Consider the following 25,696-nt stretch of genomic DNA (forward strand, 5'->3'; position numbering starts at 1 on the left):
ATGCACACAAAAAATAAAAAGTACATTGGCACACTATTGAGTTCTCAAACATCATCCGCACACCACAAAAAATTAACTTCCCGTTAACCTCTCGTTGGCGGCTCGTACAAACTTACTCAACTCATTGAAACCTGTCAAATCCTTGAACCAAGCCCGTACAAAATTCGCAAAGAAGTAACCTCCCGGCTACCTCGCGGCGACTCGGATTAATGTAGTCCACCACAACCACACAACACAAACCCGCAGGACAACCCGGGTTCTTCTAGTGATAGCAAGCAATCTTTCCGTCTGGACCATCGATCACTCGCACCGGTGTGTTGAAGATGGACGTCAAGATGTCATCACGAATGATGTCATCCACTGATCCAAATTCAACGATGCGGCCTTCTTTGCACGCACAGATGTAGTCGGCATACCGGGCTGCGAAGTTTATGTCGTGCAGCACCACAACAATGGTCCGCCCAAGAGACTGCGCAGCGTCTTTGAGATGTCGCATCATCTCTACAGAATGAGCAATATCCAGATTATTGAGCGGCTCGTCTAATAGGACATATTCCGTCTCTTGGCACAGGACCATCGCTACATACGCACGCTGGCGTTGGCCTCCTGAAAGCTCATCAAGATACCGGTGCTGCAATTCTTCTAGTTGGAAGAAGTCTATGTATTTGGAGATTACTTGCTCGTCATGCGAGGTAATCCGACCCTTGGTGTAGGGAAAGCGGCCAAAGCCAATCAATTGCCGCACAGTCAGCTTGGTGACGAAGTGATTTTCTTGCCGCAGAATGGACACCACTTTTGCTAAATCCGCGGATTTCGTGGATTGAACGTCCTTCCCTGCGACTTCGATGCTGCCCTCGTCCATGTCCAATAGGCGGCCAATCATGGTGAGCATGGTGGATTTACCAGCTCCGTTGGGGCCAATCAAGGCGGTAATTCCGCCTTTCGGGATCCGCAGGTTGAGCGGACCAATAGCTACTTCCCCAGAGTAGCGTTTGGATACGTTCTTTACTTCGATCACAGTCGCCCCTTTCGCAGGATGATGAAGAGAAATGCACAGCCGCCAACGAGCTCAATGATGATGGACACCACGCCTTGGGCGGCGAACACGTGCCGCATGAGGAAATAGGCGGCGGTAAGCAACAAGAAAGCCAGGCCAATGGCCATCGGGAAAATGAAGCGGTGGTCATAGGTATCGGTGAACTGATAAGCCAACGTGGCAACCAAAAATCCCAGGAAAGTCATGGGGCCTACCAAGGCTGTTGTCGTGGCCATCAAGAGGGACACCAAAATCAAGGTATAGATTGCATGGCCTTTGTGGTTTACTCCCAAATTCGTACTGACATCGTTGCCCAGGGATATCGCGTTCAAGGTACGCGCATTGAGCAGCAAGAGCGTTGCCACGATCGCAACGATGGGAATAACGATGGGATAGTAGTCTGATTCCGCATTGTTGATGGAGCCGAATAGGCGCGCGGTGAGCACGTCAAACTCGCTCGGCGTAAGAATTCGCTGCATAAACGTAGATAGGGATCCCAGGCCACCACCGATAACCACACCGACCAGCAGCATGGCGTGCATATTGTGCGTGTTATTGGTCAGTAGCCACGAGTACAGCACCAAGGAAAGCCCCACCATGAGCGCCATTTGGAATAGGAATGTGGGGAGTGTGCGGGCGTCGTTAAGCCCTGCTGCTCCAAGGAAGAAGATGGTCGCAGTATTGATCGCTACATACAATGACTCAAAGCCCATGATGGATGGGGTAAGAATCCGGTTATTCGTCACAGTGTGAAAAGCCACCGTAGCCATCGCCTGGCACACCGCCACAATTGCCATAGCGATGAGCGCGTCCGCACGGCGCTGCGCAATGAGCCAGAATTTGCGCGATCCGAACTGCATCGGATTGTCGTATGCCAACCAGGCGAAGGCAAAGGCCAAGGCCAGCGCCCATACGCAGGCTAGAGTGAGCCAATACCTTTTCCGCGAAAGCTTAGCGTGCACGAGTGGACCTCACGATCATCACGATGAAAACAGCTGCACCCAGCACCCCAAGAATCACTGAAACTGGCATCTCAAACGGTGCGATAATGATGCGGCCTACTAAGTCGCACACGGTCACGATGCCTATGCCCAAGAGGCAGACCCACGGCAGGTTAGAGCGCAGGTCATCCCCACGCACCATCGACACCGCATTAGGCACGATGAGCCCCAAGAACGGCAAAGAGCCAACGACGACAGTGACAACACCGGTGGCCACGGCAATCAAGCTCGTGCCCAGCAAGAGCATGCGGTTGTAGTTGAGCCCAATGTTGGTGGCGATATCTTCACCCAAGCCAATAACCGTAAGCCGGTCGGCATAAATAAATACGGCGGCCAAAACCGCTAGCACCAACCAGAGAACTTCATATTGCCCCTTGTACACAGAGGTAAAAGAGCCCATAAACCAAATTCCCAGCTGCTGCAGCATATCGGCCTGCAGGGCAAAGAAGCTGGAGACTGCAGAAATCACAGCTCCCACCATGATGCCGACGATGGGCACGATGAGCGAGGAGCGCAAGGTCACGCGGCGCAGAAAGAGGAAGAACACAATGGTGCCGATGAAAGAAAAGGCTACGGCTCCCATCATCTTGACCAGAATTGACGCGGTCGGAGCGATCCACAAGACGAAGAGCAGGCCAAGACCCGCCCACTCAGTGGTTCCCGTGGTAGAAGGTTCTACAAAGCGATTCTGGGTCAACAATTGCATGACCAGCCCGCTCATGGCCATTGCGGCACCAGCGAGAACGAGCGCTATGGTTCGCGGAAGCCGAGTGATGCCGAACATGGCTGCACCGTCCTCGGCGCCGAAGACGTCGTACTGCCCCAATAACAAGGAGGCAGCGAGCAGGGCACAAACACTCAGCGCTCCAAGGCCAAGCTTCCAATCCCACAGCGCACGGCGCGTGGTAGTTTCCATTGTTCTCCTCTCACAGACAAAGGCCGGAGGGCCCCTCCCCTCCGGCCTTGGCGTGCGCGCTGGCTAATTCTTTTCGAAGGCGTCCGCCATCGCGTTCAACGTTTCCGTGTAGGTAATGATGTTTTCGTTGGTGTAGGTATCCTGCGGAGCGGTAACGATGCGGCCTTCCTTGACCGCGGTCACGTTCTTCAGCGCGGAGGAATCTTCTACCAGCTTTTGACCTGGGGTATATCCTTCTTCATCATTGGCTATGGCGCCATCGCGATCCATGACGAGGATATAGTCCGGGTTGGATTTGGCGATCGCTTCCACCGAAATATCGTCACCCTCGTGGTCATCGCTGGCATTGTCTACCTTGAGCGCTGGGGTCATACCGATTAGATCGAAGAGTGGCCCATAGAAGCGTCCCTTACCTGGGGCAATGTAGTTAATCTCCCCGCCGGAGGTATTTACTGCCATGATCTTTTTGTCCGGATCATAGGCCTTCTTGGGGCGTTCCAAGGCAGCATTGAAGTCATCAACCAGGGCTTCGGCGTCATCCTCGTGTCCAAAAATTTTGCCCATCGCCTCTGTCTGGCGGATTAGCTCTTTCGCCATATCCTCGCCGTCCCGTGGAGTGAAATCCACCACTGGGGTTCCATCAACGAGGGATTCCAGATCATCTTGATACTGGCTGAAGCGCTGACCGTTAACCACAATATCTGGCTCTGCAGCCACCAATGCTTCCAAGTCTGGTTCGCGGTGGGAGCCCAGGTTAGCTTCTACGCTGTCCTCATTGATGTCTTTGGAAAGGGTATCCGGCACCAGGTCGAGGGGAGCCGCCACGATATTGACACCCCAATCTGACAGAATCTCGAAGGCACGGTTATCAGTTACAGCTACGCGCTCATACGGAGGATGAAGTTCCTGTTCCCCGTTATTGTCCTGCAGCGTGAGCGCGCTTGCCGACGCCCCCTTCTCCTCCCCCACTGCCCCATCTTCCGCGGGACTGCAGGCAGTCACTGCCAAAGAAGCGGCGATAACCGCAGCAACAAGGGAGCGTTGAATATTCTTCACGATGAATTCCTTTTGGACGGAGAAACAAATACCCACCCAACTTAACTTAGGCTCCCCTTAACTAGCAAGGGTTAGGTTCACCTTACCCCCACAAACGGCGTAAAGGCTGGTGCGGACGAGTTTAAAACGAGAAAAGGCCCCCGATGTCTCGGGGGCCTATCGGTGGAGCTGCCGGGAATTGAACCCGGGTCCTTCGTCACCTTGCCAGGGCTTCTCCGTGCGCAGTCCGCACAGAATCTCTGCTCGGCCCTCCGGATCGGGCGAACACGTCCGGATGATGGGCCCAGTCACCAGTAAGAGTCCCGACTGGCCCTGATGACCCGGCCAGCCGGCTAGTTCCTTAGTCGATGCCAGGATCTAGGTCAGGAACGAAACCTAGGCTGACAGACACGCGTCGCTGTAATTAGGCAGCGAGGGCGTAGTCACGCTGAGAGTTCTTCTCTGCGTTTATTGGTTGCTACGACGCTTATACGGTGGTCGTTAGCCTGCACCGGCACGCTTCCCCTGGCGCAGTGCACGAAGTCGAAACCAAATCAACCCCATGCTGTAGGGACGGGATAGTGCATCTTCCCTACGGTTCGTTCAACACTACCCCACCCGCTTTTATTTCCTCAAGTGCTCCTCTAACCACTCCTTGAGGACGACCGCGTGGTTGACCGTGCGGTTGGCGGCGGCGAAGAGGAGGGTGGCGTCGGCAAGCGCACGCAGCTGGGCGAGCTCGTCGGAGTCATTGTCATCGAGCTCGGCCTTGTAGCGGCGGGCAAACTCGTCGAAGCGATCCTCGTCGTGGTTCCACCACTTGCGCAGTTCGGGGCTCGGCGCGACGTCCTTGAACCACTCCTCGTAGTCCAAGTCGCTCTTGGCGACGCCCCGAGGCCACATCCGATCCACCAGAACCCCAGTGCCATGGATGGTGTCCTCGCCCTTGACTACGTCATGAACCTTCGCTGTCTTAAACATTGATCCCCTTCACGCGGCGGCCGAGCTCGCGGGAAATTTCGCGGTCTTGGTCGCGACGCTTAATATCCTCACGTTTATCGTAGTCTTGTTTACCTTGCGCCAGTGCCAGCGAGAGCTTGGCGTAGCCATTCTTGAGGTAGACCTTGAGCGGGACCAAGGTCTTATTGCCGTTGCGCACCTGCCCGTAGAGCTTGTCGATCTCGCGGCGGTGCAGCAAAAGCTTACGGGTGCGCCGCGGGCTGTGGTTCGTCCACGAGCCCATGGAGTATTCCGGGATGTGCAGGTTGCGCAGGTACACCTCGCCATCGTCGATAGTGGCGAAGGCATCATTGAGCGAGATTTTTCCCTCCCGCAGGGATTTGATCTCGGTGCCGAGCAGGACGATGCCACACTCGTATTCCTCGAGGATCTTGTAATCATGCCGGGCCCGGCGGTTTGTAGCGAGCGTTGCTTCGCCGGACGCCGCCTTCTTATTCTTCTTGCCCTTCTTAGCCATAATTATGGCAGTGTAGTGCCCTTTTGGCTGCCCCAGCAAACGGGCTATTTGCGCACATAGGACCGCAGGGTGATATGTGCCGTGACGGCGGTGACCACCAACGCCAGCAAGCCCACGAGAGGAAGGGCAATCCAGAGGTCGCCGGATTTCATGGGGGCAAGCAGCTGGGATTCATACAGGCCTTGCAGGGATGGGTCCACCACTTGGGATTTGCCCAGGAAGATTCCGGCACCACCCAAGACCACGCCGATGAGTGAGGCCAGCACTGCTTCCAGTACGAACGGCGCCTGCGTCATCCACCGGCTCGCGCCCACCATGCGCATGATTTCCGTTTCGCGGGTGCGGTGGAACGCGGCGATCTGCACCATATTGGCCACCAAGAAGATGGCCGCCACGGACATCACGATGGCCAGCACAAAGGTGGCATTGCGGATAGAGTCCAGGTTGCTTGCGGCGTCACGCACTTCTTGCTGCTGGTCGACGACGTCCTCTACCGCCGGATTATCCCTAATCGCATCGATCGCAGAAGCGTCTTCTGGATCCTTCAGGCGCACGTGGAACGCCGCCGGCAGTGCGTCGGGCGAGGTTTGTTCCACCATGACGGGGTCGGTGTCTTGGAAGAGCTCCTTGAACCGCTCATAAGATTCCGCACGGTTGCGGTACTCCACGGACTCGACGGAATCATCCGCGTCGAGCTGGCCCTGGAGGTCCGCGCAGGCCGGGGTTAAGCAGTCCGGGTCACCAGCGGAAATATCCTCATTAAGCTGGACCATGACCTCAACGCGGTCGAGATAGATCTCCTTCGTGTCCTTGGTCAGGTTGGTCACCATGATGCCGGCGACAACGAGGCCTACGGCAATAGCGGTGGTGATGATCATGGCGATGGTCATGGTCAGGTTGCGGCCAAGACCCTTGGTGGCCTCGCGGAAAATAAAACCTAGCTTCATGCTTCCCCCTCGTACATCGCCTCGTGCTCGTCGCGCACGAGGACTCCATTGCGCAGCTCCAGCACACGCCTGCGTGCCCTATTAACGGCGCGGGCATTATGGGTGGACATGACCACGGTGGTGCCACGGCGGTTGATGCCCAGCAGTAAGTCCATGATCTCGTCGGCGGTGGAGGGATCGAGGTTGCCCGTGGGTTCGTCGGCAAGCAAAAGCTTCGGCCGATTGACCACCGCGCGCGCAATGGCCACGCGCTGCTGCTCGCCACCGGAAAGCTCGTGGGGATACGCATCGCGGCGATCCTCTAGTCCCACCAGGTCCAAAACCTGCGGGACCGAGGTGGAGATGCGGTACTTGCTCTTGCCAATAACCTCCAGCGCAAAGGCCACGTTTTGGTACACCGTCAGCTTGGGAAGCAGGCGAAAGTCCTGGAACACATAACCAATGGACTGGCGCAGCGCGTTGATCTGCTTGCCTGAAAGCTCATTGACGTGGAAATCATCGAAATAAATATCGCCCTTGGTCACGTTGCTATAGCGCACCATGAGCTCCAAGAAAGTGGACTTACCCGAGCCGGACGGGCCGATGAGGAAGGCGAATTCGCCATCCGCAATCTCGAAGGACACCCCGTCGAGCGCTGGGCGAGACTCGGCGGAGTAAGCCTTAGTCACGTTGTCGAATCTAATCACGCGAATCACTGTAGCAACTAAAGTTGACACCACGCTGTGAACTGTATTTAAGTAATGTGGTCTAAGACACTAATTTGTTCCGACCCAATCGACAGAAAGTGCCGATACAATGGCCGAAACCGAAACTAAAGAAAAACCACGTTCTGCAAGCGGCTTCCTGGGCACTGTAGAAAAGATTGGCAATAAGCTACCGGATCCATTCTGGCTCTTCGTCATCCTCGCAGCCATCGTCGCTGTGACCTCTTGGCTAGGACACCTCGTCGGCATGACCGCAGAGGATCCCAAAACTGGCGACACCATCGAAGTGGAATCCCTGCTGACCACCGAGAATATCTCGCGCATGGTTACTGATGCAGTGGAGAACTTCACCAGCTTCCCACCGCTCGGCGTCATCCTTGCTGTGATGCTCGGCGTGGCTGTGGCGGAGCAGTCTGGCCTGCTTTCCGCGTTGGTGCGCGCGATGGTGACCAAGGTTAGTGCGAAAATGCTGACCTTCGTGGTGGCGCTGGCCGGCGTGACCGGCTCCGTGGCCTCTGACGCCATCTACGTCATCCTGATCCCGCTGGGCGCCATGGCCTTCCACGCCGTGGGCCGCTCCCCCATCGTCGGCGCGATGGTGGCCTTCGCAGCATCGTCTGCCGGCTTCAATGCCTCGCTGATTCTCAATATCACCGACCTCCTGCTGGCGGGAATTTCTACCCCGGCCGCACAGTTTGTGGACCCAGAATATGAGGTCAGCCCGCTGGCCAATATCTTCTTTGTCATCCCATCCGCAGTGGTGCTCTCGCTCATCATTACCGCGGTCACGGAATTCCTCATGGTCAAAAAGGCCCGCGAGCTCGTGGACCACGACCACATTAATTATGAAGAGGTGTCTTTTTCCAAGGCCGCCGGTGGGGCCACCGCGGACACAGAAGAGGATGAGGAGTACGACTTCACCGATGATGAAGAGGCAATGCGCATCAAGCCCAACGAGCAGCGCGGTCTGATTGCTTCCGGCATCGCGCTCGTGCTCTTCCTTGCCGCCTTCTTTGCCTTGCTATTTATTCCCGGCTCCCCGCTGGCGAGCCAAGGGGATAGCTTCATGGAATCGCCTCTGATTAGCGCCATCGCGGTGCCGATTGCCCTGGCTTTCTTGGTATGCGGCATTGTCTACGGCCTGGCGGCAGGCACCGTGAGGTCAGCTGCTGATGTGCCGGAGTTTATGGCCAAGGGCATCGAGACCCTCGTTCCCATGCTGGTCCTCTTCTTCGCGGTGGCACAGTTCCTGGCCTGGTTCGAGTGGTCGAACTTGGGCGTGTGGACTGCGATTAAGGGCTCCGAGCTGCTCCAACACTGGTCTTTGCCGCCGCTAGTCATGTTTGCGGCACTGGTGGCCATGGTCGCACTGCTTAACCTCTTCATCACCTCCGGTTCCGCCCAGTGGGCGCTGATGGCCCCGGTCATCGTGCCGATGATGATGTATGTGGGCGTCTCGCCTGAGGTCTCCCAGATGCTCTTCCGTATCGGTGACTCCCCGACAAATATCATCACCCCAATGTCGCCTTACTTCGCCTTGGCGTTGACCTTCCTGCAGCGCTATTACAAGCCAGCAGGCGTGGGTACTTTGATGTCGCTGGCGCTGCCCTACTCGCTGTGCATGCTGGTGGGCTGGTTCATCTTCTTCGTCATCTGGTATCTCATCGGCATCCCGCTGGGACCAGGCGCACCGATGGACTACGCGGGTTAAGTCCATAGAGATCAGGCCGAACTGAGGATTTTCTCCCCTCAGTTCGGCCTTTTCGTGTTCAATTCAGCCCGATCAGTATGGACCTAATCCTGGTCTTCCTGTTGCTGCATGCGCCAGCGGATACCGGATTCAAGAAAGCCATCGATATCGCCATCGAGCACCTTGGAGGGATCACCCACCTCAAAATTGGTGCGTAAGTCTTTGACCATCTGATACGGGTGCAGCACGTAGGAACGCATCTGATTGCCCCAGGAGGCGTTGCCACCAGCGCCCAACGCATCAAGCTCAGCTTGTTCCTCCTGACGCTTGCGCTCCAGTAGCTTTGCCTGCAGCACGCGCATGGCCGAGGCCTTATTTTGAATCTGCGATTTTTCGTTCTGGCAGGTCACCACAATGCCGGTGGGAATGTGGGTCAGGCGCACCGCCGAGTCGGTGGTATTGACGGACTGGCCGCCCGGACCAGAAGACCGATAGACATCGACGCGCACGTCATTGTCCGGGATATCGATGTGGTCGGTCTGCTCCACCACCGGCAAAACTTCTACCTCGGCGAAGGAGGTCTGGCGCCGCCCTTGGTTATCAAAGGGCGAGATGCGCACTAGGCGGTGCGCCCCCTGCTCCACGGAAAGCTGGCCGTACATGTATTCACCGTGGACGACAAAGGTCGCGGACTTGATGCCGGCCTCCTCCGCATAGGAGATGTCATAGACATCAACCTTGTGGCCGTGCTTTTCCGCCCAGCGCGTGTACATGCGCATGAGCATTTCGGCCCAGTCGGCCGCGTCTACACCACCGGCGCCGGAGCGGATATTGATAACCGCCTCACGCGGGTCATATTCACCAGAAAGCATGGTGGTGACCTCCAGCGATTCGATGGCAGACTTCAGGGAATCGAGCTCATCATCTGCCAAGGAGGTATCGCCCTCTTCTTCCGCGAGTTCGTACATCACGGGCATGTCCTCCAAGCGCCCGCGCAGCGATTCCAGCTTGCGAACCTTGGCCTGCGCTGCGGAAAGCTCGGAGGTGACCTGTTGCGCGTGGGCAGGGTCATCCCACAGGGACGGGTCTCCGGCTTGGGCCTCTAGTTCCCGAATGCGGGCAGCCAAAGCTTCCGGGTCCATAACCTTCTCAATGGTGGTCAGGGTGGTTTCCAATTGCTTGAGCCGTGCTGTTACTTCGGGACGCATAGGCCCCAATCCTACCCACCCGGACTGCATAATTAGCCATCGGCCGCGTTTAGGGTGACAATGGTGGGCATGGATCAAAAGCCGAGCTTGCAGGAGATGATCGACGCGGTCATCAAGACCTTCATTGTCGCGCACGCGGATGACGGGGATGCGCACCTAGCGCAGGCCCTTGTCTATAACGCCGGCCGCCTGGCCTGGCGCCTGCGCGAGATGGGCGTCGACGTAGAGCACAAGACTTCTATCTCGGACGTTGTTACGGATGCGGACAGGGCGGCCGAGCGCTTCGTTGCGGGCGTGCTCGAGGCCGTACGCCCAGAAGACGGCATCCTCGGCGAAGAGGGTGCGGCCCGCGAGTCCCAGTCCGGCCGCACCTGGGTCATTGACCCGGTTGATGGCACCTACAACTTCTCTTCCGGCTCCGATTATTGGTGCTCTGCCCTCGCGCTTAGCGACGCCACGGGGATCATCCTCGGCGCCGTCCACCGCCCTGCCATGGGCTATACCTGGTTCGGCGGCCGGGACTACTCCACTTCCCTCGACGGGAAGGAGGTAGCTCGCCTGCAGGAGAAGCCGGCCGAGCAGATTTCGCTATCCACGTATCTGCACCCAACCTCGCTGGCGGATGCGGATATCCGCGGGGCATGGCAGCGCGTGGCGGAAAACTTTGCTACAGTCCGTATGCTCGGTGCCGGTTCTGTTGACCTGTCCTCCGTGGCCGATGGCACATGGGGCGCATGGATGCAGCATTCGGTGGCGGATTGGGATTGGTTCCCCGGCAAAGCCCTCGTGGAGGCGGCCGGCGGTGCTGCCCGCAAGGTAGAAGCCGGCGGCGTCGAATGGTGCCTCGCTGGAAATAAACAGGTAGTGGATCAGATGGAGGATTGGCTCCGTGGGTAAGTTCAAAGAAGACTTGGGCCTCGCGCTCGAGCTAGCGGGCCATGCCGATGTAGTGACCATGCATCGTTTCGAGGCCTCAGACCTTTCCGTCAAGGAAAAGCCAGATATGTCCCCCGTATCGGACGCGGATCTCACCTGTGAGAAGCATATCCGCGAGTCCCTCAAGCGCTCCCGCCCGCGCGATGAAGTGCTGGGTGAGGAATACGGCGGCGAGGCCTGCTATAAGGGCCGCCAGTGGGTCATCGATCCCATCGACGGCACCAAGAACTTCGTGCGCGGCGTCCCCGTATGGGCCACGCTCATCTCCCTCTTGGAGGATGGCGAGCCGGTAGTCTCGGTGGTTTCCGCACCCGCCCTGCGCCGCCGGTGGTACGCAGCCAAGGGCGCTGGTGCCTTCCGCGTTTTCGGCGGCGAGCCGAAGCGCTTGAGCGTATCCCACGTGGAAAAGCTCGCCGATTCTTCGCTGGCCATGAGCTCGCTTACCGGATGGGCCGAACGCGGCCTGCGCGATCAGTTCCTCGCGCTCACGGACAAGACCTGGCGCCTGCGCGGCTATGGTGATTTCTGGTCCTACTGCCTCGTGGCCGAAGGCGCGGTAGACATCGCGGCCGAACCCGAGGTGTCCTTGTGGGACCTCGCCGCGCCCTCCCTCATCGTGACCGAGGCCGGCGGTACTTTCACGGATCTGGACGGAAACCCCGGCCCGCACGGTGGATCCGGCGTCGCCTCCAACGGCCTGCTCCACAAGCACGCCCTTGCCGCACTGCGGGGCTAGGGTTTTCTCCGCAGCTGGAGCAGAACTGGGCCGCGGCGCTCGGCAACCGCACCCGAACAACCACCCGCCTGCGCGCAATTTCCGCAGCCACCGCTAGGGCACGAGGTCAGCGATTCTCTCACTAGCCCCTCACTGCGCTCGAGGTAGGCCAAGATTACCTCCACGGTCCCCTGCCCCAACCCCGCCGCCTGTGCAATGTCGGCAGGATTGGAATTTCCCTGTGTGATGGCCTCCTTGACCTTCTCCGTGGGGCTCATAGGAAGACCTTGAGGATTTGAAATACTCCTACCGCAAGGATCCAGGCGGTTGCTAGCTGCAGCGCAAACCCGATGAGGGTCCACTTCCAACCTATTTCTCGCCGCTGCGCGGCCACTGTGGCCACGCACGGGGTATAGGCCAGAAGGAAGACCATATACGCCCACACCGCAGCCAGCCCGTGCCCGCCAGAGGCCGCATCGAAGTCGGCGCGAATATGGCTAGCCAACGGAGATTCTGCTTGCTCCTCTGGTGCATCGTCAGTGACGTCTTCTACCGCATACGTCTGAGCCCAAGTGGAAATGAGCGTCTCCTTCGCCACGAACCCGGTGACAAGCGGCCCGGTGAGGGACCAAGAATCAAACCCAGCAGGTGCAAAGACCGGGGACATCGCTTTAGACACCGCACCGTAGGCGGAATCTTGCGGCGGTACCGCCTCTTCGTTGAAGGAGTGCCCACCAGTGACCGGAATAGACATCAACAACCAGATGACCACGACCGTAGCCACAATGATGCCTCCGGCGGTGTGCAAAAATCCTTTGAGTCTTACCCACATGACCGACACGGTGAGTTTAAACGTAGGCAGCTGATAGGCCGGAAGATCGATAACCAGGGCTTCGGATGGCATGGCGCGCCATACCGTGCGACGCAAGGCGAGGCCTACCAACACCACCAGTGCGATAGACAGCACGTACATGGCGAAAACTGCGGAACCAGCATGAGCTGGGAAAAACACCTGCGCCAGCATCATGAATACGATGAGCCGGGCCGAACATGAGGTGAAGGGGATAAGCAGGCAGGTGAGGATGCGATGGCGGACGTCGCCAAGCACTCGCGTAGCCGAAATCGCCGGGACATTACAGCCATAGCCCACCACAATGGGGATAAAGGCCTTGCCGGGCAGGCCGATGGCGCGCATGACGCGGTCAGTGACCACCGCCGCGCGCGCCATGTAACCGGAATCCTCTAGCACCGCCAAGCACAGAAACATCAGCGCGAGGAGCGGCGCAAAGGTGAGCACCATGCCCACACCACCGATGAGCCCATCTACCAGCAGGCCCGTTACCAGCCAATGGTCTGGGAGGATGCTGCGCGCTGCATCGGATACAGGGCCGGTAATGAACGTCTCCAGGCCGTCCTGCAGCGGCCCCGCAACCGTAGTGGTGATAAAGAAAACGGCCCACATCACCGCCAGGAATAGAATCGGCCCGAGCACTGGGTGCAATACCAAACGGTCCACGCGCTGGCTAAGTGGCTCCCCCACATTTTCATGGCTGACTGCAACTTTCTCGGCCGCATCCAGATCCGCAAAGCGCTGGTCCACATCGGCGTTGGGCCGGATAGTCTGTGGCTCCGTCTGCATTGCTTTTGCAACGGTAGCCTCCAGCGCATCGAGGTTTTCTCGGCGGCGACCATTGACGCTGACCACCGGCATGCCCACGGCGCGCGATAGCGCGGAGGTATCGATGCTAATGCCCTGCTGCTTGGCGACGTCCTCTTTAGTCACCCCCACCACCACTCGATACGGGTATTCCGCAATTTGGAATGCGAGGTTAAGCCCTCGCGCCGGCGCAGTGGCATCCACCAACACCACAACCACATCTGGGCGCTCACACGGCGGGCACTCAACGAGCATATCTCGGGTGAATTCCTCGTCCGGACTCATTGATTCCAAGGAATAAGCACCGGGCAGATCGATGATGTCGAAGGCCTCTGGCCGCGCATTCCACAAACCACGGCTGACTTCTACGGAGGTACCCGGCCAGTTGCCGGTCTGGACCTTCGCTCCGGTCAACGCGTTGAACAAGGTAGATTTGCCGGAATTTGGAGCCCCGACCAAGGCTAGGACAGGCGTTCCCTCCGCGGCGATACGCATGGAGGATGCGGAATGACAGTTTGGCGCTGCGGTTTTGCGTGCCATTATGCTGACACCGGGATAACTTCGAGCTGGCGCAGCGTATGCGCATCTACCGCATACCGAGCACTGCCGATAGTAACCAAGCGCGCCCCACCGGCCACCTTACGCCCGATCTGCACGCGCACCCCTGGACGGAAACCCAGTTCACGCATACGCAGCGCCAACGCCGGCTGCGACTCAATCGCATGCCGCAGGCAGCATTCAGGTAGTTCTACCAATGCGTCCACTGGGGCTTGATCGGCACGCATACATTCGGACCTTTCGCAGGTCTGGTGGGTACGGGTGCGGGACGACAAGGACAGCTGAAACATCGCGCGGTTACCTCGGTTCTCTCGGTCCGGCTCACGCCGGTGATGTTAGCCACACCTAAGTAGCTTCTAGATAAGGCTAACCTTAGTCCCCGCAAGCAATACACACAAGATCCGATTGACTGTGATTATCAGCACTGGCCAGAGATACACAAAGCCCGCTCCCCAGGCTGGGAAAGCGGGCGAAAGGCTCGGCGAGGCTAGTCCTCAGGCAATGTAAAACCAGCACCGACGCCACCGCGGCGGTTCATATCCGCCAAGACCGCATCCATGGTGTTTGCGGCGGTCGGGTTATGCACCGGCCCCTGCAATGGGGTACGGCACGGGAAATTCACCGGCAGGAAGCCACCGGTAATCGAGCCAACTAGGCGGCCATTGACCAACAATGGAGCGCCGGAATCGCCCATCATGGCACATACTTGGTTAACCTGAATCTTCTTTGCCTGCTGATAGGTCATGCCGCAGGTCTTGCCGGTAGCGACACCCTGCTTGCACACCTGCTGACCCGGCTTTACGCCACCGCCTAACTCATTGACGGTTACGCCATTGTACGAACGGGATACCTTGGCCTTGGAGCCGAACTCGATAACGGCGTAGTCCAAGTCCTCGTTCTTAGACACTACGGTGCCGGTAGGGCCGATTTGCTCAGAATCAGCGGAGGTAACAGGGTCTCCCACATTGCCGCAGTGCGCGGCGGTGAGCCCAACCTTGCGGCCAGCATTATCGTTGCCCGCCACGGTCAGCGTGCACATCATCTGTTCATTGACATAAACCGGAGTGCCTGGGCCATAGAGGGACTCCCCCTCATTCATGGCTGCAACAGATTCTTCTGGAATGCGTGGGGCATCAAAGAAGGAGCCCGGCACGCGGTGCAGCACGTAGTCAGCCTGTGGCTTGCCCGCAGCTACCTTGGAAAATCCATCATTTTTCCACTTGTAATTCGGATTGGTGCCCTTAGGTTTAAATTCCGGCTGGGTGGCCTGCTCCGCTAGGCCGATGGGATTCGGGTTGGTCATCGGCTCCGCGTACTGTGCCTGCTGCGCCGTGTGCTGCACGGCTTGCTGCGCGTTGCGCACAGAGGAATCTACGGCGTCGGTGACGTTCTTATCCACCTGCGGGGTTTGGATACCAACCCCCGCCAGGCCATCTCGGACCTGGTTAATAATCCCTGCGGAGTCGAAATCCGGTTGGGGCAATTCCTGGGCGCCTGCGGCCGGGGATCCCAGGAAAAACGCACCAGCGAAAGCCGAGCCCACCAGGACTTTCTTAAGGTGCGGAATGCGAAGCATCAAGGTACCTACTTTCAGTTGTCAACATCGTGCAAGCTCGATACTGGCACGAAAAAATTGTGGAATCAGCAAACTCCTGTGACTGTGTCCAAGCCGTTATATTTCTTCCAGAATTCGGGGGTAATCACCCCTCCCCTATCATTGGGCGCATGGTCACACCGCTGTCTTATTCCGATACCTCTGGCTTCCCGCAGCTGCACATGTCACGAGTCATCGACGCTGATTTTGATACCGCCGCACACCGGCTTTTCCGCTGGTCAATCCAACGCAGCGGCCTTTTCCGCGTGCGCCCCACCCATGACGTTGTGGAGCTCGGCGCGGAGGTCACCATGGGCCTCGGCCCATGGGATTTTTGCTGTCGCGTGGTCGATGTCTTCCACGAAGACGGCCGCTGCGGGTTCACCTACGGCACCCTCCCCGGACACCTCGAGCGCGGCGAGGAAACCTTCACCCTTGAGCGCCTGCGCGATGGTCGCACGCTGCTGCTTATCGACGCCGCCTCCGAGCCCTTCCTCCCCTTCCTGCGCCCACTTGTGGACGTGCCAAGGCGCCTGCTGATTAGCCGACTCTATCTTCGCGCCTTGGACGATTAGCAGGATTGCATACACGACAAAAGCCGCCTCCCCGAACCCAGGAAAGCGGCTCAATCTCAGCGCTGGTTAGTTCTTGCGCTTGTCCTCAATAGACTCGCGAGCATCGCGGACAGCGCCCTTGACGCGGTCAAAGAAGCCGCCCTTCTTCGTGGACTCCTCTTGGTACTCGTGTGCCTTGTCCTCCACGAAGCCCTTAGCGCGCTGGAAAGCATCGCCGACGGCGCTACCGGCCTCGGATGCCTTGCCCTTTAGCTGATCCAGGCGCTCAGAGGACTGCTGACCGTTGACGTTTTCCTGGTTCGGCGCAGTAGCAACACGCTCTTCGTTTGCTTCGCCTACGATGTGCTGGCTCGGCGCGTAGTCCGAGTTATCCTCGTCCAACTTCTCCTGCAGGTCCGGCTGCTGCGGGGCGGAACCAATGTGTTCTTCCTTCGCGCCACCTACGATGTGCTGGCTCGGGGCGTAGTCAGAGTTATCCTCGTCCAGCTTCTCCTGCAGGTCCGGCTGCTCGGCAGCTTTAGCCACATGTTCTTCCTCCGCTCCAGCGACAACGTGGTTCTGCGGTTCATACTTGCTTGCGGTGGACTCATCTCCGTCCGCAGACGGCTTTCCGACCGGCTTGGACAGGCCGGCTGCACCTGCGGCACCAGCTGCAGCTGCAGCGGACTGCGAGGACTTGTCAGATTTAGCTGCCGAAGACGCGGTGTCTTTAGATGCTAGGTACTTGTATTCGTTGCGGTCCAAGTCGACCTCGTGGCCTAGTTCGTTTGCCATTGCTACGTACTCCTTTAAATAGATTTATCTTCTTCCTTCTAGGGTTCCAGAAAATTCAGGAGCGTGCACGGAAATGGGTATGGGAAAGCGTCGACCGGTGGAGGGATCAGTCATCTCTAAACACTCAACATGGAAGGTTTCGCGTACGAGTTCAGCAGTCATCACCTCCTCGGTGGCCCCTTCGGCCACAATGCGTCCCTCACGCATGGCTACGATTCTATCGGCGTAACGCGCGGCATGGACCATATCGTGGACCACCATGACCACTGTGACCCCGGTGCCATTGAGATCTCGAATCAGATCCAAAATGGACAATTGGTGCGCGGGATCGAGGTAAGTAGTCGGCTCGTCAAGCAAGGTAATTGGCGTTTCTTGGGCCAAAGTCATAGCGAGGAAGACGCGCTGGCGCTGACCACCGGAAAGATCTGCCGCGGGGGCGTCGAGAAGCTCGCTCACCCCAGCACGCGAGGCAGCACGCTCAACCGCTGCATGATCTCCGGCCCGCATCGTCGCTAGCGCCCCTGTATAGGGATATCGGCCGTAACCGATGACGTCACGCACTAATACCCCTTCCGGAGCCACGGAATGTTGTGGCAGAAAAGAAACTTCACGGGCAAAAGCACGCGAGGAATACTCACTAATTTTTTGGTCCGCGAGGTACACCGCGCCTGCGCTGGGCGTAAGTTGGCGGCCCAATGTCTTGAGAAGCGTCGACTTGCCGCAGCCATTCGGCCCGATCAGAGCGGTTACTTGACCACTGGATAAGTGAAGATTTACATCCTTGACCACATCGGGGCCACCGTAGCCCACGGTTAATCCGCTACACGTCAGTGTCATGTCTAGCCTCCGTTTCGCACTCGGGTCAGTCGAGTCAATAGGAAAATGAAATACGGTGCACCGATCAGCGCGATGAGCGCGCCAACGGGGATTTCCGTGGGGGCGAAGGCCCAGCGACCGAGCGTATCGCATGCGGTCACAAGGACCGCGCCGCCTAGGGCCGCCACGGGTATTTGCCGGCGCAGGTTCGCGCCAACAACCAAGCGAGCAGCATGGGGGACGATGAGTCCGGCGAAGCCCAAGACCCCGGCCGCGGCGACTCCCGCGGCACCGAGGAGGACGGCTAGGGCTACTGCTATTAGGCGCCACATCTTGGTGCTCACGCCGATGCCGGCCATGGTCGAATCATCCAGCACGAGCATATCCAGGTGTCTTGCCACCACCATTGCGACGGTTAGGGCGAGAAGGATAAAGGGGGCGACAATGGTGGCATCGCCAAGCGAGCGGGCGTAAAGCGAACCTTTCAGCCATGTCATGGCCGCTCCTGCCTCTGGGGCGGCCCGCACTAGGAGCAATTCGGTGATGGCGCCCAGCCCAAAAGATACCGCCACCCCGGTAAGCGGCAGTCGCACTGGGTCACTTGCCCCGCGTCCGGCGAGGAGAAGAACCAACCCAGTTCCCGCCAACGCGCCAATAAAGGCGATGAAAGTCAGCAGGTGGGCCGGCAGGGTGCCTGCTCCCATGAGTACCGCAACGGCCGCGAGTCCGCCGCCGGAGGTAATACCCACCGTATCTGGTGCGGCCAGAGGATTGCGTAGCGCGGACTGCAATAGACAGCCAGATACGGCCATGGCAATACCTGCGCAGATTCCCACCAAGATCCGCGGGGCACGGTACTTCCAGATGAGCGGCTCTCCGGTAACGAAGGCGGTGAGCACTTCGCCCGGCGGTTTCATCACCGCACCGACGCCCATGCCGATTATTGCGCTCAACGCCAACGCCAGGATGAGTCCTACTAGCACCCCAACAAATCTCTTATGCCGCATGCTTCCTCCTCCCCAGCGCATGGACGGACCACAACACTAATGGCATGCCAGCCAAAGAAGTCACGATGCCCACTGGGGTCTCGGCCGGCGCCCAGATTGCCTGGCCAACCGAATCGGCCACCAGAAGCACCGCTGCTCCAACAAATCCAGCCACGCACAGCCCCATGCGGTGGTGCGGGCCGCACACCCGCCACGCTACGGCCGCGGCCATCAACCCCAAGAAGCCAATCGGCCCAGTTGCAGCTACGGCCGGAGCAATAAGCACTACCGCCGCCACAATGGCTGCCAACCGAATGCGCTCCGGCTTCGCGCCGACAGCACCAGCCACGGCATCGCCTGCTACGAGCAAGTCCAGCGTTTTTGCACCGACTAAGGTCAAGGGAACCACGACCAGCACGGCAATCAGCGCCGGCATGATACCGCTTAGGCGCACACCGGCAAGCCGACCAGAAAGCCATGACATCACCGTAGCCAGTTGAGCTTCATCTACTACCAAGAAAATGGAGGTCAATGCGCTACACAGCGCGGAAACAGCAACGCCAACGAGTACCATGCGCTGGATCGCACCGCTCTTACCGACGCCCACCGTCACCCCCACAGCAATCCCCGCACCCAACAGCGCACCGGGCAACTGGTCAACACTCGAGGTTTCGCTTCCTATAAACATTGCTGTTGCGACTGCGCCGAGTGCCGCACCGGAGTTCACACCAGTGATGGACGGATCGGCTAGCGGATTCGCAGTTGCCGTCCGCAGCAATAACCCGCCTACCCCTAATGCGATACCGACGACCGTGGTGGCAAGGAGACGGTCAAAGGCCACGCTATGCAGCTCTTCTTCCAGCCACGGGGTATCAGCTGGCACCTGAACATGGCGAAGCCGCCACCACCACACGAAGGCGACGGCAGCGGTTGCAAGGACCAGGCAGGCGCTGGTTTTAGTTCGAGGTGCCACTACTCTTCAGCGGCGATGATGTCATCGAGCATATGCTCGGCGGAAAGCGGCCCGCGGGCGCGCGACCAGATATCTTGGTCCACCTCTACGATGTCGCCGCTACCCTTGGCATAGGGCGTCTTTTTAAACGCATCGACGTCCTTGTACATAAAGACTAGGTCAGCCTTCATACCAGGGAGCTTATCGCCGGTCAGTTCCGCTACATCAGTCTTGGATTCGATGGATGACTTCTCACCTTCGAAAGCATAATTATAGCCCACCTCACTCAGTAGCGACTGGGGGAAGGAAGGGTTGACCCAGGTATAGAGCATCTCACTGGACCACCCAGCCACGACCGCACGACTCCCCGGCTTTACCGTGTCCTTGGTCTGAGCAATCTTGGCCTCGATGCGCTGACGGACTTCTTTAGCCTTTTCCTCTTTGCCGAGTTTGGCCGCGATCTCATCCATCGAGTCCAACACGTCCGAGTAGGTTTCATCTGGGTAGGATTCCGTCTGCGCAATCTCTTCCAGCTGCGGCATGATATCAGCTTGACGGGTAGGGCTAGCCAAAATCAGATCTGGTTCCAAAGACTGGATAACCTCCAAGTTCGGCTGCTTGGCTTGGCCCACGGAGGTCGCCTGACCTAACTGGCCCTTCAAAGTAGTCGGTGCCTCCGACTTACCGATTTCCACGATTCCCACTGGGTCCACATCGAGGGCCTTGAGAATTTCCTCGTAGCGCCAATCAAGCGCCACAACTCGCTCGATCTTCTTTTCTCCGTTTCCTTCAGAAGAAGAATCAGAAGAACACGCAACAAGGCCTGCCCCTACAGCTAAGGCGGATACGAACGCAAGAACTACACGCACTTTCGTGAAATATTTTAGCATAGCTTTACCTTAGATTAATAAGGGTTTGCTGTCTAGGATTGATTACTTGTCTCGCCAATACCGACGATATAGCCACGTTATGAGCGCCATAAGACACCGAAGTGACAGTGGCGTGGTGCACGTACGCATCCCCTTGTTTCTTCAACCCCTCGGCGCCGGAAAAGTTCATCGTTTGATGGAGGCACGCGAAAAGCATTCATATATGCATTGCTACCACTGTCATCGGACGTCACTACCTAGACCAAAACCAGCACTACTCAGCAGGGACATAAATCCCTACAACGCTCTGATCTACCGCAGCTTCCAATTCCTGACGGCTAATCACGTATTTGCGGCCCAATTTTCCCCTCCAATGTAGAACTCGTCACCCTTGATAGCATTCAGATCCGCCACAACAGGAAGGGTTTCAGGAACCCCAATCGGGCCGATACGATTGCGCGATGGGCGGACGCTGCTGCTTATCGATGCCGCCTCCGAGCCCTTCCTGCCCTTCTTGCGCCCGCTTGTCGATATCCCCCGTCGCCTGCTCATCCGCCGGTTCTACCTGCACGCGCTGGACTAGCACGACAGCACAAAGGCCGCTGCCTCTCCCCCTACGGGAAAAGCAGCGGCCTACGCGTAGTTAACTACTTGCGCTTCTCATCGAGATTATCGCGAGCCTCGCGCACAACGTCTTTCACGCGGTCAAAGAAACCGCCCTTCTTACCAGATCCTTCCTGGTACTCCTGGGCCTTGTCTTCTACAAAGTCCTTCGCGCGGTTGATGGCTTCTTCGACGACATTGCCGGCCTCGGTGACCTTGTCCTTCAGGTCATCAAAGTCATCGCGCTCATCATCTTCCGCATTCTCTTCCGGCTGCTCCGGCGCGGTGCCGATGTGCTCTTGCTCGGCCTCGCCCACCACATGCTGTAAGGGCTCATAGTCCGCGTTATCCTCGTCCAACTGTTCTTGCAGATCGGGCTGCTCCGCCGCAGTGCCGACGTGCTCTTCCTCAGCGCCGGTAACGACGTGGTTCTTTGGCTCGTAATCGCTCTGGGTCGCGGCATCATTCTGCTCATCTGTGTTCGCCGTTACGGCGGCGTCGGCAGCAGCAGTTCCAGCAGCTGCAGCTCCTGCGGCCCCAGCTCCCGCTGCCGCAGCCTTGCCGGATTCAATCTTGTTGCCCTCGGCATCAGTGGATGCCAGGTAGGTAAACTTCTCGCGGTCCACGTCTACTTCGTGGCCAAGGGCGCGTGCAGTTTCTTTAGCCATTGCTTTGTACTCCTTAACTAGATCTATTTTCTCCTATCCTAGCGTTCCAGAAAGTTAAGGTGCGTGCACGGGGAACCGGAATTGGAAAACCGGAAGGCTCTTTTGTGATTTCGGTGTCCCTCCCTTCAGTGAGAGATACGGCTGAGCCTCGGGTTGTTCAAAACAACCGCGTTTCGCCAAAAATCGAGCCGAAAAGTGGACAAACGCGGTTGTTTTGGGCATTCCGCCGCCGCGCCAACACAACGTCGCGGTCGAAAAGGCTCTCGCCCACGGAGTCGGCTGAACAACGTTCGCTTACTTCACCGTGTCCACCACGCTTATGGCAACCACAGCCACCCGGCTCCCGCGCGGGACCGTGGTCCGCAAATGAAAGGTTAAGCTTGGGGATTTTGGCCTACCGAGGTTCTTCTTTAGGAATTCGCTTCTGCTTCCAGGACGAAAAGGTGTTTGCCCCAGCCAACAGCCGTGGCTGAAGAAATTAAAGTGCCGCTATCAGCGGTAGCAGCGCTGACATCGTCCTGAGTCGGCACCTTGGTGCCGAACATCGAAAGCCTCACCATGTCCTCTTCATAGGAATGCTCATCGCCGCCGGTTTCCTCGAGAACCTCAGAAAGGATATAGGCCCGACGGAACGCATCCCCGTGAGTTGCCCGGCCTAATTGGGCAGCCACCTCATTGCCACCAAAGACGCTCCAGGGATCAATGAAAATTACATCAGTTGCCCACGCATAGTCCGCCTCGGTAGGGTTGAAGCCGCTTCCGTCGCCACTCGTTTCACATCGTTCACGAGAAACTCCTGCGATTTCCCCTAGTACTGCTTCCGAGGGCGCATCGGTAATAATCCGGCTCTGGGCCTGCTCACATCGCCGGAGAATTTCATCCGCATATACTGCACCTCCCTGGCCAATGATGAGAACACGAGCGGTGTCATCCAAGTGCCGCTGCAGCGCCTGTGCAGCGGATGGAGCAGTCCACCCAGCGCTCACATTCTTTTGCTCAAAGCGCTCGGCGGCGAGTTGTGGGTCACGGCTCACATATTCTGACCATGGCAAACCCCTTTCGCCTTGCGGTGCCGACTCACCGGTACGAAGGCTGTGTTCAAGGCGCATCAGCGCCATCGCCTCAAGATGCGCGGGCCCGCTTAGCCAACGCACCACATTTGAATCTGGGTCCGCCAGTTCCGTTCCCATTGCGGTCAAGGCGAGGGTGGTTTCGCTAACTTCGACAAGTTCAAGAGCCGCCAGGTAACGGATAAACCTCCGCAACGCCTCCTCGTGAAGATCTGTTGCAGCAGCGAGGGCAGGAACAGTATTGGCACCCGCATCGATCTCTTGGAATAGGCCTAAACGTACGGCAGTGCGGAGCGCAAAGGCTGAATTCAGCTCAGCCAAATCGTGGATATTGTGCAAGACACTATTGCTACTGCTCGTTGCGCTTTCTTTGCCGCCTTTCCGGCTAGTGCGCCGCCAGTATCCTGTAATCTCCTGATGCTCAGGGGCAATTCCAGAAACCTTGAACAAACGTCGCAGTGTTTTCAGCCGGGAGGCCTCCCCCGCCGCCCACACGTATGCTTCGCCATTAGGCAACTGTGAATCAGCGCTCTCTTCAAAGAGCGCACTAGCCTTTTCTACGAAGCCCTCGCCCTGGTCACGTATCGCCCAGTGGATCTGTACTGAATCCGGAATATCTAAGTCTTGAATATCAGCGCTTGTCGGAACCTCTACCACCGCAATCGCATCATGCCCAGACGGGAGCGATTCCAGGCAGCGGCCGATGGCTGGGAGCGCAGTCTCGTCTCCTGCCAACAAAAGCCAATCGGTGTGCGTGGGTAACTGTGCACACGACTTCGGGCCTGCCACAAAAATGGGGTCCCCGATGCGGACACTCTGTGACCAGTTTTCGGCCAAGCCCTCACCATGGCGCGCAAAATCAATTGCTAATCGCCCGTTTACAGCGTCAAAGTAGCGAACCGTGTATGTGCGGAATAGATTCTTAACGGCTTCTGGCCACAAAAGGTTACCATCGTTTTGGGCGATTGGGTGCGGCCGCTCTCCAGTTTCCGGATCTGGGAAGATGAGCCGAACATCGTCATCAAAACCATGGCTTAACAATGAAGGAACGGAAATACCATCGCGTTCATGCTCCTGGAGCTGTTCCCCGCTAAGCGTAATACGCCGCATGGCTGGCGATATATCTTCGATGTTTTCCACATATAATTCCCGGTAAGAAATTGGATAAATTTCCCTGCTCCGGCTGTTCCTTGGCATATTTGAGACCATTCCCCTCTCGGTCTAGATGGCTTTTAATTCACTTTGTTCGATGGCCTATTTTCTTATTAATTTTTTGCTGGTGCTTTGAACGCCTCTCCCAGCGCCAAGCATTTTCCAGCTCACCTACATACCTTTAATGCAGTCATCGTGCTGCACCGATGGACGAATATGCGGGAAGCGTGAGGCCAGGTTTTCGGTTTCGGAAGGGCAAGAACGGACGCACCACAACCTTGGATACAGTCCATTGAAGAGAACGCCTTCCGATAAATCGGAAGGCGTTGGCGACTACCTGCCGCAGTGGAGTAAGCCCCACCTAGCAGGCATCGGAGTTGTGCGGACCTTGACTACTTTCCAACTTTTTCCAGCGTCGGCATCGTCTTATCCAGCACCCAAGCTCGACTCAAGCTCGTCGGGTTGTTGAGTCCGGCAACGATGGCTGAATCACCGGCAAGAGTCGCATCGGATTTCACCTGCGGAAGATCTTTGTATCCCGGAATGTTTTCAAATTCTTCGATTGAGCCGTCGCGGTTATAAATAACCATAAAGTCAGCGGCCAGGTAGGACACGTTTTCCGGAGAAAGCGTGACGCGGCCCTTATCAACTGGAACGGATCCGTCCGTCAGCTTGTCCGGGAACTTCATGCCCAGATCGTAGATGAAGGAGGCACCTGGATCCTCGGGGTCAGCAACGGCACCAAAGGATCCCTGGGCAAATTGGGAAACAATGCCGGTCTTACCGGAGAGGTTAGGCAGTTTTTCCTTCACGTCGGAGAAACGCTTTTGATCCTCTTCAATGGCTTTCTTCGCTTCGGATTCCTTATTGAAGATCTTGCCCAATGCTTCTAGCTGAGATTCCCAGCCGATGCCCTCTCCCTTATCGGAGATTCCGCCGAGAGTCGGTGCGATTGCAGACAATTCCTTGTAATTAGCCTCAGAAATTGTCCAGTAGTCACCAACGATGAAGTCGGGTTCGATTGCCGCGATTTGTTCTTGTGGCAGAGTTTTGAAATCTGTCTGATCGATTACCTTGACGCCATCGAGCTTCTCTTCACGCCAAGGCGAATTCTTGTCTATTCTATGCTGCACAACAGCTGCTGGTTTAATTCCAAGTTCCAGCAGGTTATCAACGGCCGTCCCCACTGCAACCACATTTTGCGGATTGACCGGATACGTATCCGTACCGCGGGCGTGCTCAATGGTCACGTCCTCTGCAACTTCGGAGGTTGTTGCCGCTTCATCGGTTGAATCCTTCGACGAGCAGCCTGACAGAACCAATCCGGCACAGATAGCGGCAGCGATAAATGACCGCGCGCCCCTTTTTACTGACATCCCTTTTCCTTAAAGTCGGTTTCCTGAGGTTGCCTTTCAGCTCTTTTCATCGGATTTTCCGGTAGACCCGAAGGCAACTTTCAAGTTAGGTTAGCGTTACCTAAGCCACGTTGCAACAGATTTGTTAAACTATTTTCCTATAGATATTTCCTATTTACAAGACTCCTAGTCCCACACCCGCACAAGACTCATCCCCGGCTATAAATAAGTGCGGACCTAAGAAAATGCTGCTTGACGATGCACTTCCGGGCGGCGGGTCGGCGGAACGACCGGCTCCCCACAAAGCGAAAACCGCCCCCACACATGAACTGCTCCCCATTAGTTGGACTGAGAAATCAGTTGCCAACAACTAGTGGGGAGCATTTTCTTTGAGAGCACGTA

General features: G+C 57.5%; 26 protein-coding genes and 1 other RNA gene. 5 read left to right on the forward strand and 22 right to left on the reverse strand.

Annotated features, from left to right (window positions below):
- Window positions 1-262: 262 nt before the first annotated feature.
- From QP941_RS10865 to ftsE, 9 genes are all read right to left on the reverse strand, one after another.
- Window positions 263-1,018 (reverse strand): iron ABC transporter ATP-binding protein, encoded by a 756-nt coding sequence (locus QP941_RS10865; protein WP_284868933.1) that lies wholly within the window; start codon window positions 1,016-1,018, stop codon window positions 263-265.
- Window positions 1,015-1,998 (reverse strand): iron chelate uptake ABC transporter family permease subunit, encoded by a 984-nt coding sequence (locus tag QP941_RS10870; protein ID WP_284868934.1) that lies wholly within the window; start codon window positions 1,996-1,998, stop codon window positions 1,015-1,017. The genes QP941_RS10865 and QP941_RS10870 overlap by 4 nt, the downstream gene beginning before the upstream one ends.
- On the reverse strand, window positions 1,988-2,953 hold the full coding sequence (locus tag QP941_RS10875; RefSeq protein WP_284868935.1) for an ABC transporter permease: 966 nt from the start codon (window positions 2,951-2,953) through the stop codon (window positions 1,988-1,990). The genes QP941_RS10870 and QP941_RS10875 overlap by 11 nt, the downstream gene beginning before the upstream one ends.
- A gap of 63 nt (window positions 2,954-3,016) precedes the next feature.
- Window positions 3,017-4,012 carry a siderophore ABC transporter substrate-binding protein gene (locus tag QP941_RS10880; protein WP_284868949.1) on the reverse strand — a complete coding sequence of 332 codons (996 nt, stop codon included), beginning with the start codon at window positions 4,010-4,012 and terminating at the stop codon, window positions 3,017-3,019.
- A 157-nt stretch (window positions 4,013-4,169) separates the two neighbouring features.
- Window positions 4,170-4,550: a transfer-messenger RNA gene (gene ssrA / locus QP941_RS10885) on the reverse strand.
- A 62-nt stretch (window positions 4,551-4,612) separates the two neighbouring features.
- Window positions 4,613-4,969, reverse strand: a complete 357-nt coding sequence (locus QP941_RS10890; protein ID WP_284868936.1) for a DUF488 domain-containing protein — start codon at window positions 4,967-4,969, stop codon at window positions 4,613-4,615.
- Window positions 4,962-5,465: an SsrA-binding protein SmpB gene (gene smpB, locus QP941_RS10895; protein ID WP_005322310.1), complete on the reverse strand. Its 504-nt coding sequence runs from the start codon at window positions 5,463-5,465 to the stop codon at window positions 4,962-4,964. The genes QP941_RS10890 and smpB overlap by 8 nt, the downstream gene beginning before the upstream one ends.
- A gap of 44 nt (window positions 5,466-5,509) precedes the next feature.
- The gene (gene ftsX, locus QP941_RS10900) at window positions 5,510-6,412 is read right to left on the reverse strand and encodes a permease-like cell division protein FtsX (RefSeq protein ID WP_284868937.1); all 903 of its coding nucleotides are present in this window, start codon (window positions 6,410-6,412) and stop codon (window positions 5,510-5,512) included.
- Window positions 6,409-7,098 (reverse strand): cell division ATP-binding protein FtsE, encoded by a 690-nt coding sequence (gene ftsE, locus QP941_RS10905; protein WP_284766704.1) that lies wholly within the window; start codon window positions 7,096-7,098, stop codon window positions 6,409-6,411. Before ftsE ends, ftsX begins: the two co-directional genes overlap by 4 nt.
- Before the next feature lie 109 nt (window positions 7,099-7,207).
- On the opposite strand from ftsE, the gene QP941_RS10910 reads away from it, so the two are divergent.
- Window positions 7,208-8,827 (forward strand): AbgT family transporter, encoded by a 1,620-nt coding sequence (locus QP941_RS10910; protein WP_284868938.1) that lies wholly within the window; start codon window positions 7,208-7,210, stop codon window positions 8,825-8,827.
- Between the two features lie 83 nt (window positions 8,828-8,910).
- Here the strand turns inward: QP941_RS10910 and prfB are convergent, their stop codons facing one another.
- Entirely contained in the window at window positions 8,911-10,014 is a 1,104-nt protein-coding gene (prfB, locus tag QP941_RS10915; RefSeq protein ID WP_284868939.1) for a peptide chain release factor 2, read from the reverse strand.
- Window positions 10,015-10,074: 60 nt separating this feature from the next.
- Here prfB and QP941_RS10920 point away from each other — a divergent pair, with 60 nt between their 5' ends.
- Both QP941_RS10920 and hisN read left to right on the forward strand, forming a co-directional pair.
- Window positions 10,075-10,911: an inositol monophosphatase family protein gene (locus QP941_RS10920; protein WP_284868940.1), complete on the forward strand. Its 837-nt coding sequence runs from the start codon at window positions 10,075-10,077 to the stop codon at window positions 10,909-10,911.
- Entirely contained in the window at window positions 10,904-11,686 is a 783-nt protein-coding gene (hisN, locus tag QP941_RS10925) for a histidinol-phosphatase (RefSeq protein WP_284868941.1), read from the forward strand. The genes QP941_RS10920 and hisN overlap by 8 nt, the downstream gene beginning before the upstream one ends.
- Here hisN and QP941_RS10930 read toward each other — a convergent pair.
- From QP941_RS10930 to QP941_RS10945, 4 genes are all read right to left on the reverse strand, one after another.
- Complete coding sequence (locus tag QP941_RS10930; protein ID WP_284868942.1) at window positions 11,683-11,943, reverse strand: MarR family transcriptional regulator; 261 nt, start codon at window positions 11,941-11,943, stop codon at window positions 11,683-11,685. The genes hisN and QP941_RS10930 overlap by 4 nt on opposite strands.
- Complete coding sequence (feoB, locus tag QP941_RS10935) at window positions 11,940-13,862, reverse strand: ferrous iron transport protein B (RefSeq protein ID WP_284868943.1); 1,923 nt, start codon at window positions 13,860-13,862, stop codon at window positions 11,940-11,942. Before feoB ends, QP941_RS10930 begins: the two co-directional genes overlap by 4 nt.
- A complete protein-coding gene (locus tag QP941_RS10940; protein WP_284767977.1) occupies window positions 13,862-14,107 on the reverse strand; it encodes a FeoA domain-containing protein in 246 nt (81 codons plus the stop codon). The genes feoB and QP941_RS10940 overlap by 1 nt, the downstream gene beginning before the upstream one ends.
- Window positions 14,108-14,367: 260 nt before the next feature.
- Window positions 14,368-15,456: a trypsin-like serine protease gene (locus tag QP941_RS10945; RefSeq protein ID WP_284868944.1), complete on the reverse strand. Its 1,089-nt coding sequence runs from the start codon at window positions 15,454-15,456 to the stop codon at window positions 14,368-14,370.
- A gap of 149 nt (window positions 15,457-15,605) precedes the next feature.
- On the opposite strand from QP941_RS10945, the gene QP941_RS10950 reads away from it, so the two are divergent.
- Entirely contained in the window at window positions 15,606-16,049 is a 444-nt protein-coding gene (locus QP941_RS10950) for a DUF1990 family protein (protein WP_284766711.1), read from the forward strand.
- A gap of 66 nt (window positions 16,050-16,115) precedes the next feature.
- Here QP941_RS10950 and QP941_RS10955 read toward each other — a convergent pair whose 3' ends face one another.
- Genes QP941_RS10955 through QP941_RS10975 form a run of 5 tightly spaced genes read right to left on the reverse strand, consistent with a single transcriptional unit; the run spans window position 16,116 to window position 20,467 of the window.
- Complete coding sequence (locus QP941_RS10955; protein ID WP_284868945.1) at window positions 16,116-16,823, reverse strand: kinesin; 708 nt, start codon at window positions 16,821-16,823, stop codon at window positions 16,116-16,118.
- Between the two features lie 24 nt (window positions 16,824-16,847).
- Window positions 16,848-17,660, reverse strand: coding sequence for an ABC transporter ATP-binding protein (locus QP941_RS10960; protein WP_284868946.1), 813 nt, complete (start codon window positions 17,658-17,660; stop codon window positions 16,848-16,850).
- 2 nt (window positions 17,661-17,662) lie between these two features.
- Window positions 17,663-18,646 (reverse strand): FecCD family ABC transporter permease, encoded by a 984-nt coding sequence (locus tag QP941_RS10965; RefSeq protein ID WP_225745789.1) that lies wholly within the window; start codon window positions 18,644-18,646, stop codon window positions 17,663-17,665.
- On the reverse strand, window positions 18,636-19,568 hold the full coding sequence (locus QP941_RS10970; RefSeq protein WP_370633398.1) for a FecCD family ABC transporter permease: 933 nt from the start codon (window positions 19,566-19,568) through the stop codon (window positions 18,636-18,638). The genes QP941_RS10965 and QP941_RS10970 overlap by 11 nt, the downstream gene beginning before the upstream one ends.
- A gap of 29 nt (window positions 19,569-19,597) precedes the next feature.
- Window positions 19,598-20,467, reverse strand: a complete 870-nt coding sequence (locus QP941_RS10975) for an ABC transporter substrate-binding protein (protein ID WP_284868947.1) — start codon at window positions 20,465-20,467, stop codon at window positions 19,598-19,600.
- A 433-nt stretch (window positions 20,468-20,900) separates the two neighbouring features.
- Between QP941_RS10975 and QP941_RS10980 the strand changes: the two genes are divergently transcribed.
- Complete coding sequence (locus QP941_RS10980) at window positions 20,901-21,029, forward strand: hypothetical protein (RefSeq protein WP_255632095.1); 129 nt, start codon at window positions 20,901-20,903, stop codon at window positions 21,027-21,029.
- Between the two features lie 64 nt (window positions 21,030-21,093).
- Here QP941_RS10980 and QP941_RS10985 read toward each other — a convergent pair whose 3' ends face one another.
- The 3 genes from QP941_RS10985 to QP941_RS10995 all read right to left on the reverse strand — a co-directional run bounded on the left by QP941_RS10985 (window position 21,094) and on the right by QP941_RS10995 (window position 25,315).
- A complete protein-coding gene (locus QP941_RS10985; protein WP_284788895.1) occupies window positions 21,094-21,717 on the reverse strand; it encodes a kinesin in 624 nt (207 codons plus the stop codon).
- A gap of 410 nt (window positions 21,718-22,127) precedes the next feature.
- The gene (locus tag QP941_RS10990) at window positions 22,128-23,927 is read right to left on the reverse strand and encodes a siderophore-interacting protein (protein ID WP_284868948.1); all 1,800 of its coding nucleotides are present in this window, start codon (window positions 23,925-23,927) and stop codon (window positions 22,128-22,130) included.
- 404 nt (window positions 23,928-24,331) lie between these two features.
- Window positions 24,332-25,315, reverse strand: a complete 984-nt coding sequence (locus QP941_RS10995) for an ABC transporter substrate-binding protein (RefSeq protein WP_049156174.1) — start codon at window positions 25,313-25,315, stop codon at window positions 24,332-24,334.
- Window positions 25,316-25,696 lie beyond the last annotated feature (381 nt).

Source organism: Corynebacterium sp. MSK150, from assembly GCF_030229215.1.
GTDB lineage: Bacteria > Actinomycetota > Actinomycetes > Mycobacteriales > Mycobacteriaceae > Corynebacterium.

Excerpts from the sequence above, each read along its gene's own strand:
- QP941_RS10995 (WP_049156174.1), bottom strand. The coding sequence starts at position 25,315 with ATGTCAGTAAAAAGGGGCGCGCGGTCATTTATCGCTGCCGCTATCTGT.
- QP941_RS10930 (WP_284868942.1), bottom strand. The coding sequence starts at position 11,943 with ATGAGCCCCACGGAGAAGGTCAAGGAGGCCATCACACAGGGAAATTCC.
- QP941_RS10985 (WP_284788895.1), bottom strand. The coding sequence starts at position 21,717 with ATGGCTAAAGAAACTGCACGCGCCCTTGGCCACGAAGTAGACGTGGAC.
- QP941_RS10875 (WP_284868935.1), bottom strand. The coding sequence starts at position 2,953 with ATGGAAACTACCACGCGCCGTGCGCTGTGGGATTGGAAGCTTGGCCTT.
- smpB (WP_005322310.1), bottom strand. The coding sequence starts at position 5,465 with ATGGCTAAGAAGGGCAAGAAGAATAAGAAGGCGGCGTCCGGCGAAGCA.
- QP941_RS10960 (WP_284868946.1), bottom strand. The coding sequence starts at position 17,660 with ATGACACTGACGTGTAGCGGATTAACCGTGGGCTACGGTGGCCCCGAT.
- QP941_RS10890 (WP_284868936.1), bottom strand. The coding sequence starts at position 4,969 with ATGTTTAAGACAGCGAAGGTTCATGACGTAGTCAAGGGCGAGGACACC.
- QP941_RS10945 (WP_284868944.1), bottom strand. The coding sequence starts at position 15,456 with ATGCTTCGCATTCCGCACCTTAAGAAAGTCCTGGTGGGCTCGGCTTTC.
- ftsX (WP_284868937.1), bottom strand. The coding sequence starts at position 6,412 with ATGAAGCTAGGTTTTATTTTCCGCGAGGCCACCAAGGGTCTTGGCCGC.
- QP941_RS10955 (WP_284868945.1), bottom strand. The coding sequence starts at position 16,823 with ATGGCAAACGAACTAGGCCACGAGGTCGACTTGGACCGCAACGAATAC.
- prfB (WP_284868939.1), bottom strand. The coding sequence starts at position 10,014 with ATGCGTCCCGAAGTAACAGCACGGCTCAAGCAATTGGAAACCACCCTG.
- QP941_RS10965 (WP_225745789.1), bottom strand. The coding sequence starts at position 18,646 with ATGCGGCATAAGAGATTTGTTGGGGTGCTAGTAGGACTCATCCTGGCG.
- feoB (WP_284868943.1), bottom strand. The coding sequence starts at position 13,862 with ATGGCACGCAAAACCGCAGCGCCAAACTGTCATTCCGCATCCTCCATG.
- QP941_RS10940 (WP_284767977.1), bottom strand. The coding sequence starts at position 14,107 with ATGCGTGCCGATCAAGCCCCAGTGGACGCATTGGTAGAACTACCTGAA.
- QP941_RS10910 (WP_284868938.1), top strand. The coding sequence starts at position 7,208 with ATGGCCGAAACCGAAACTAAAGAAAAACCACGTTCTGCAAGCGGCTTC.
- QP941_RS10950 (WP_284766711.1), top strand. The coding sequence starts at position 15,606 with ATGGTCACACCGCTGTCTTATTCCGATACCTCTGGCTTCCCGCAGCTG.
- QP941_RS10975 (WP_284868947.1), bottom strand. The coding sequence starts at position 20,467 with ATGCTAAAATATTTCACGAAAGTGCGTGTAGTTCTTGCGTTCGTATCC.
- QP941_RS10920 (WP_284868940.1), top strand. The coding sequence starts at position 10,075 with ATGGTGGGCATGGATCAAAAGCCGAGCTTGCAGGAGATGATCGACGCG.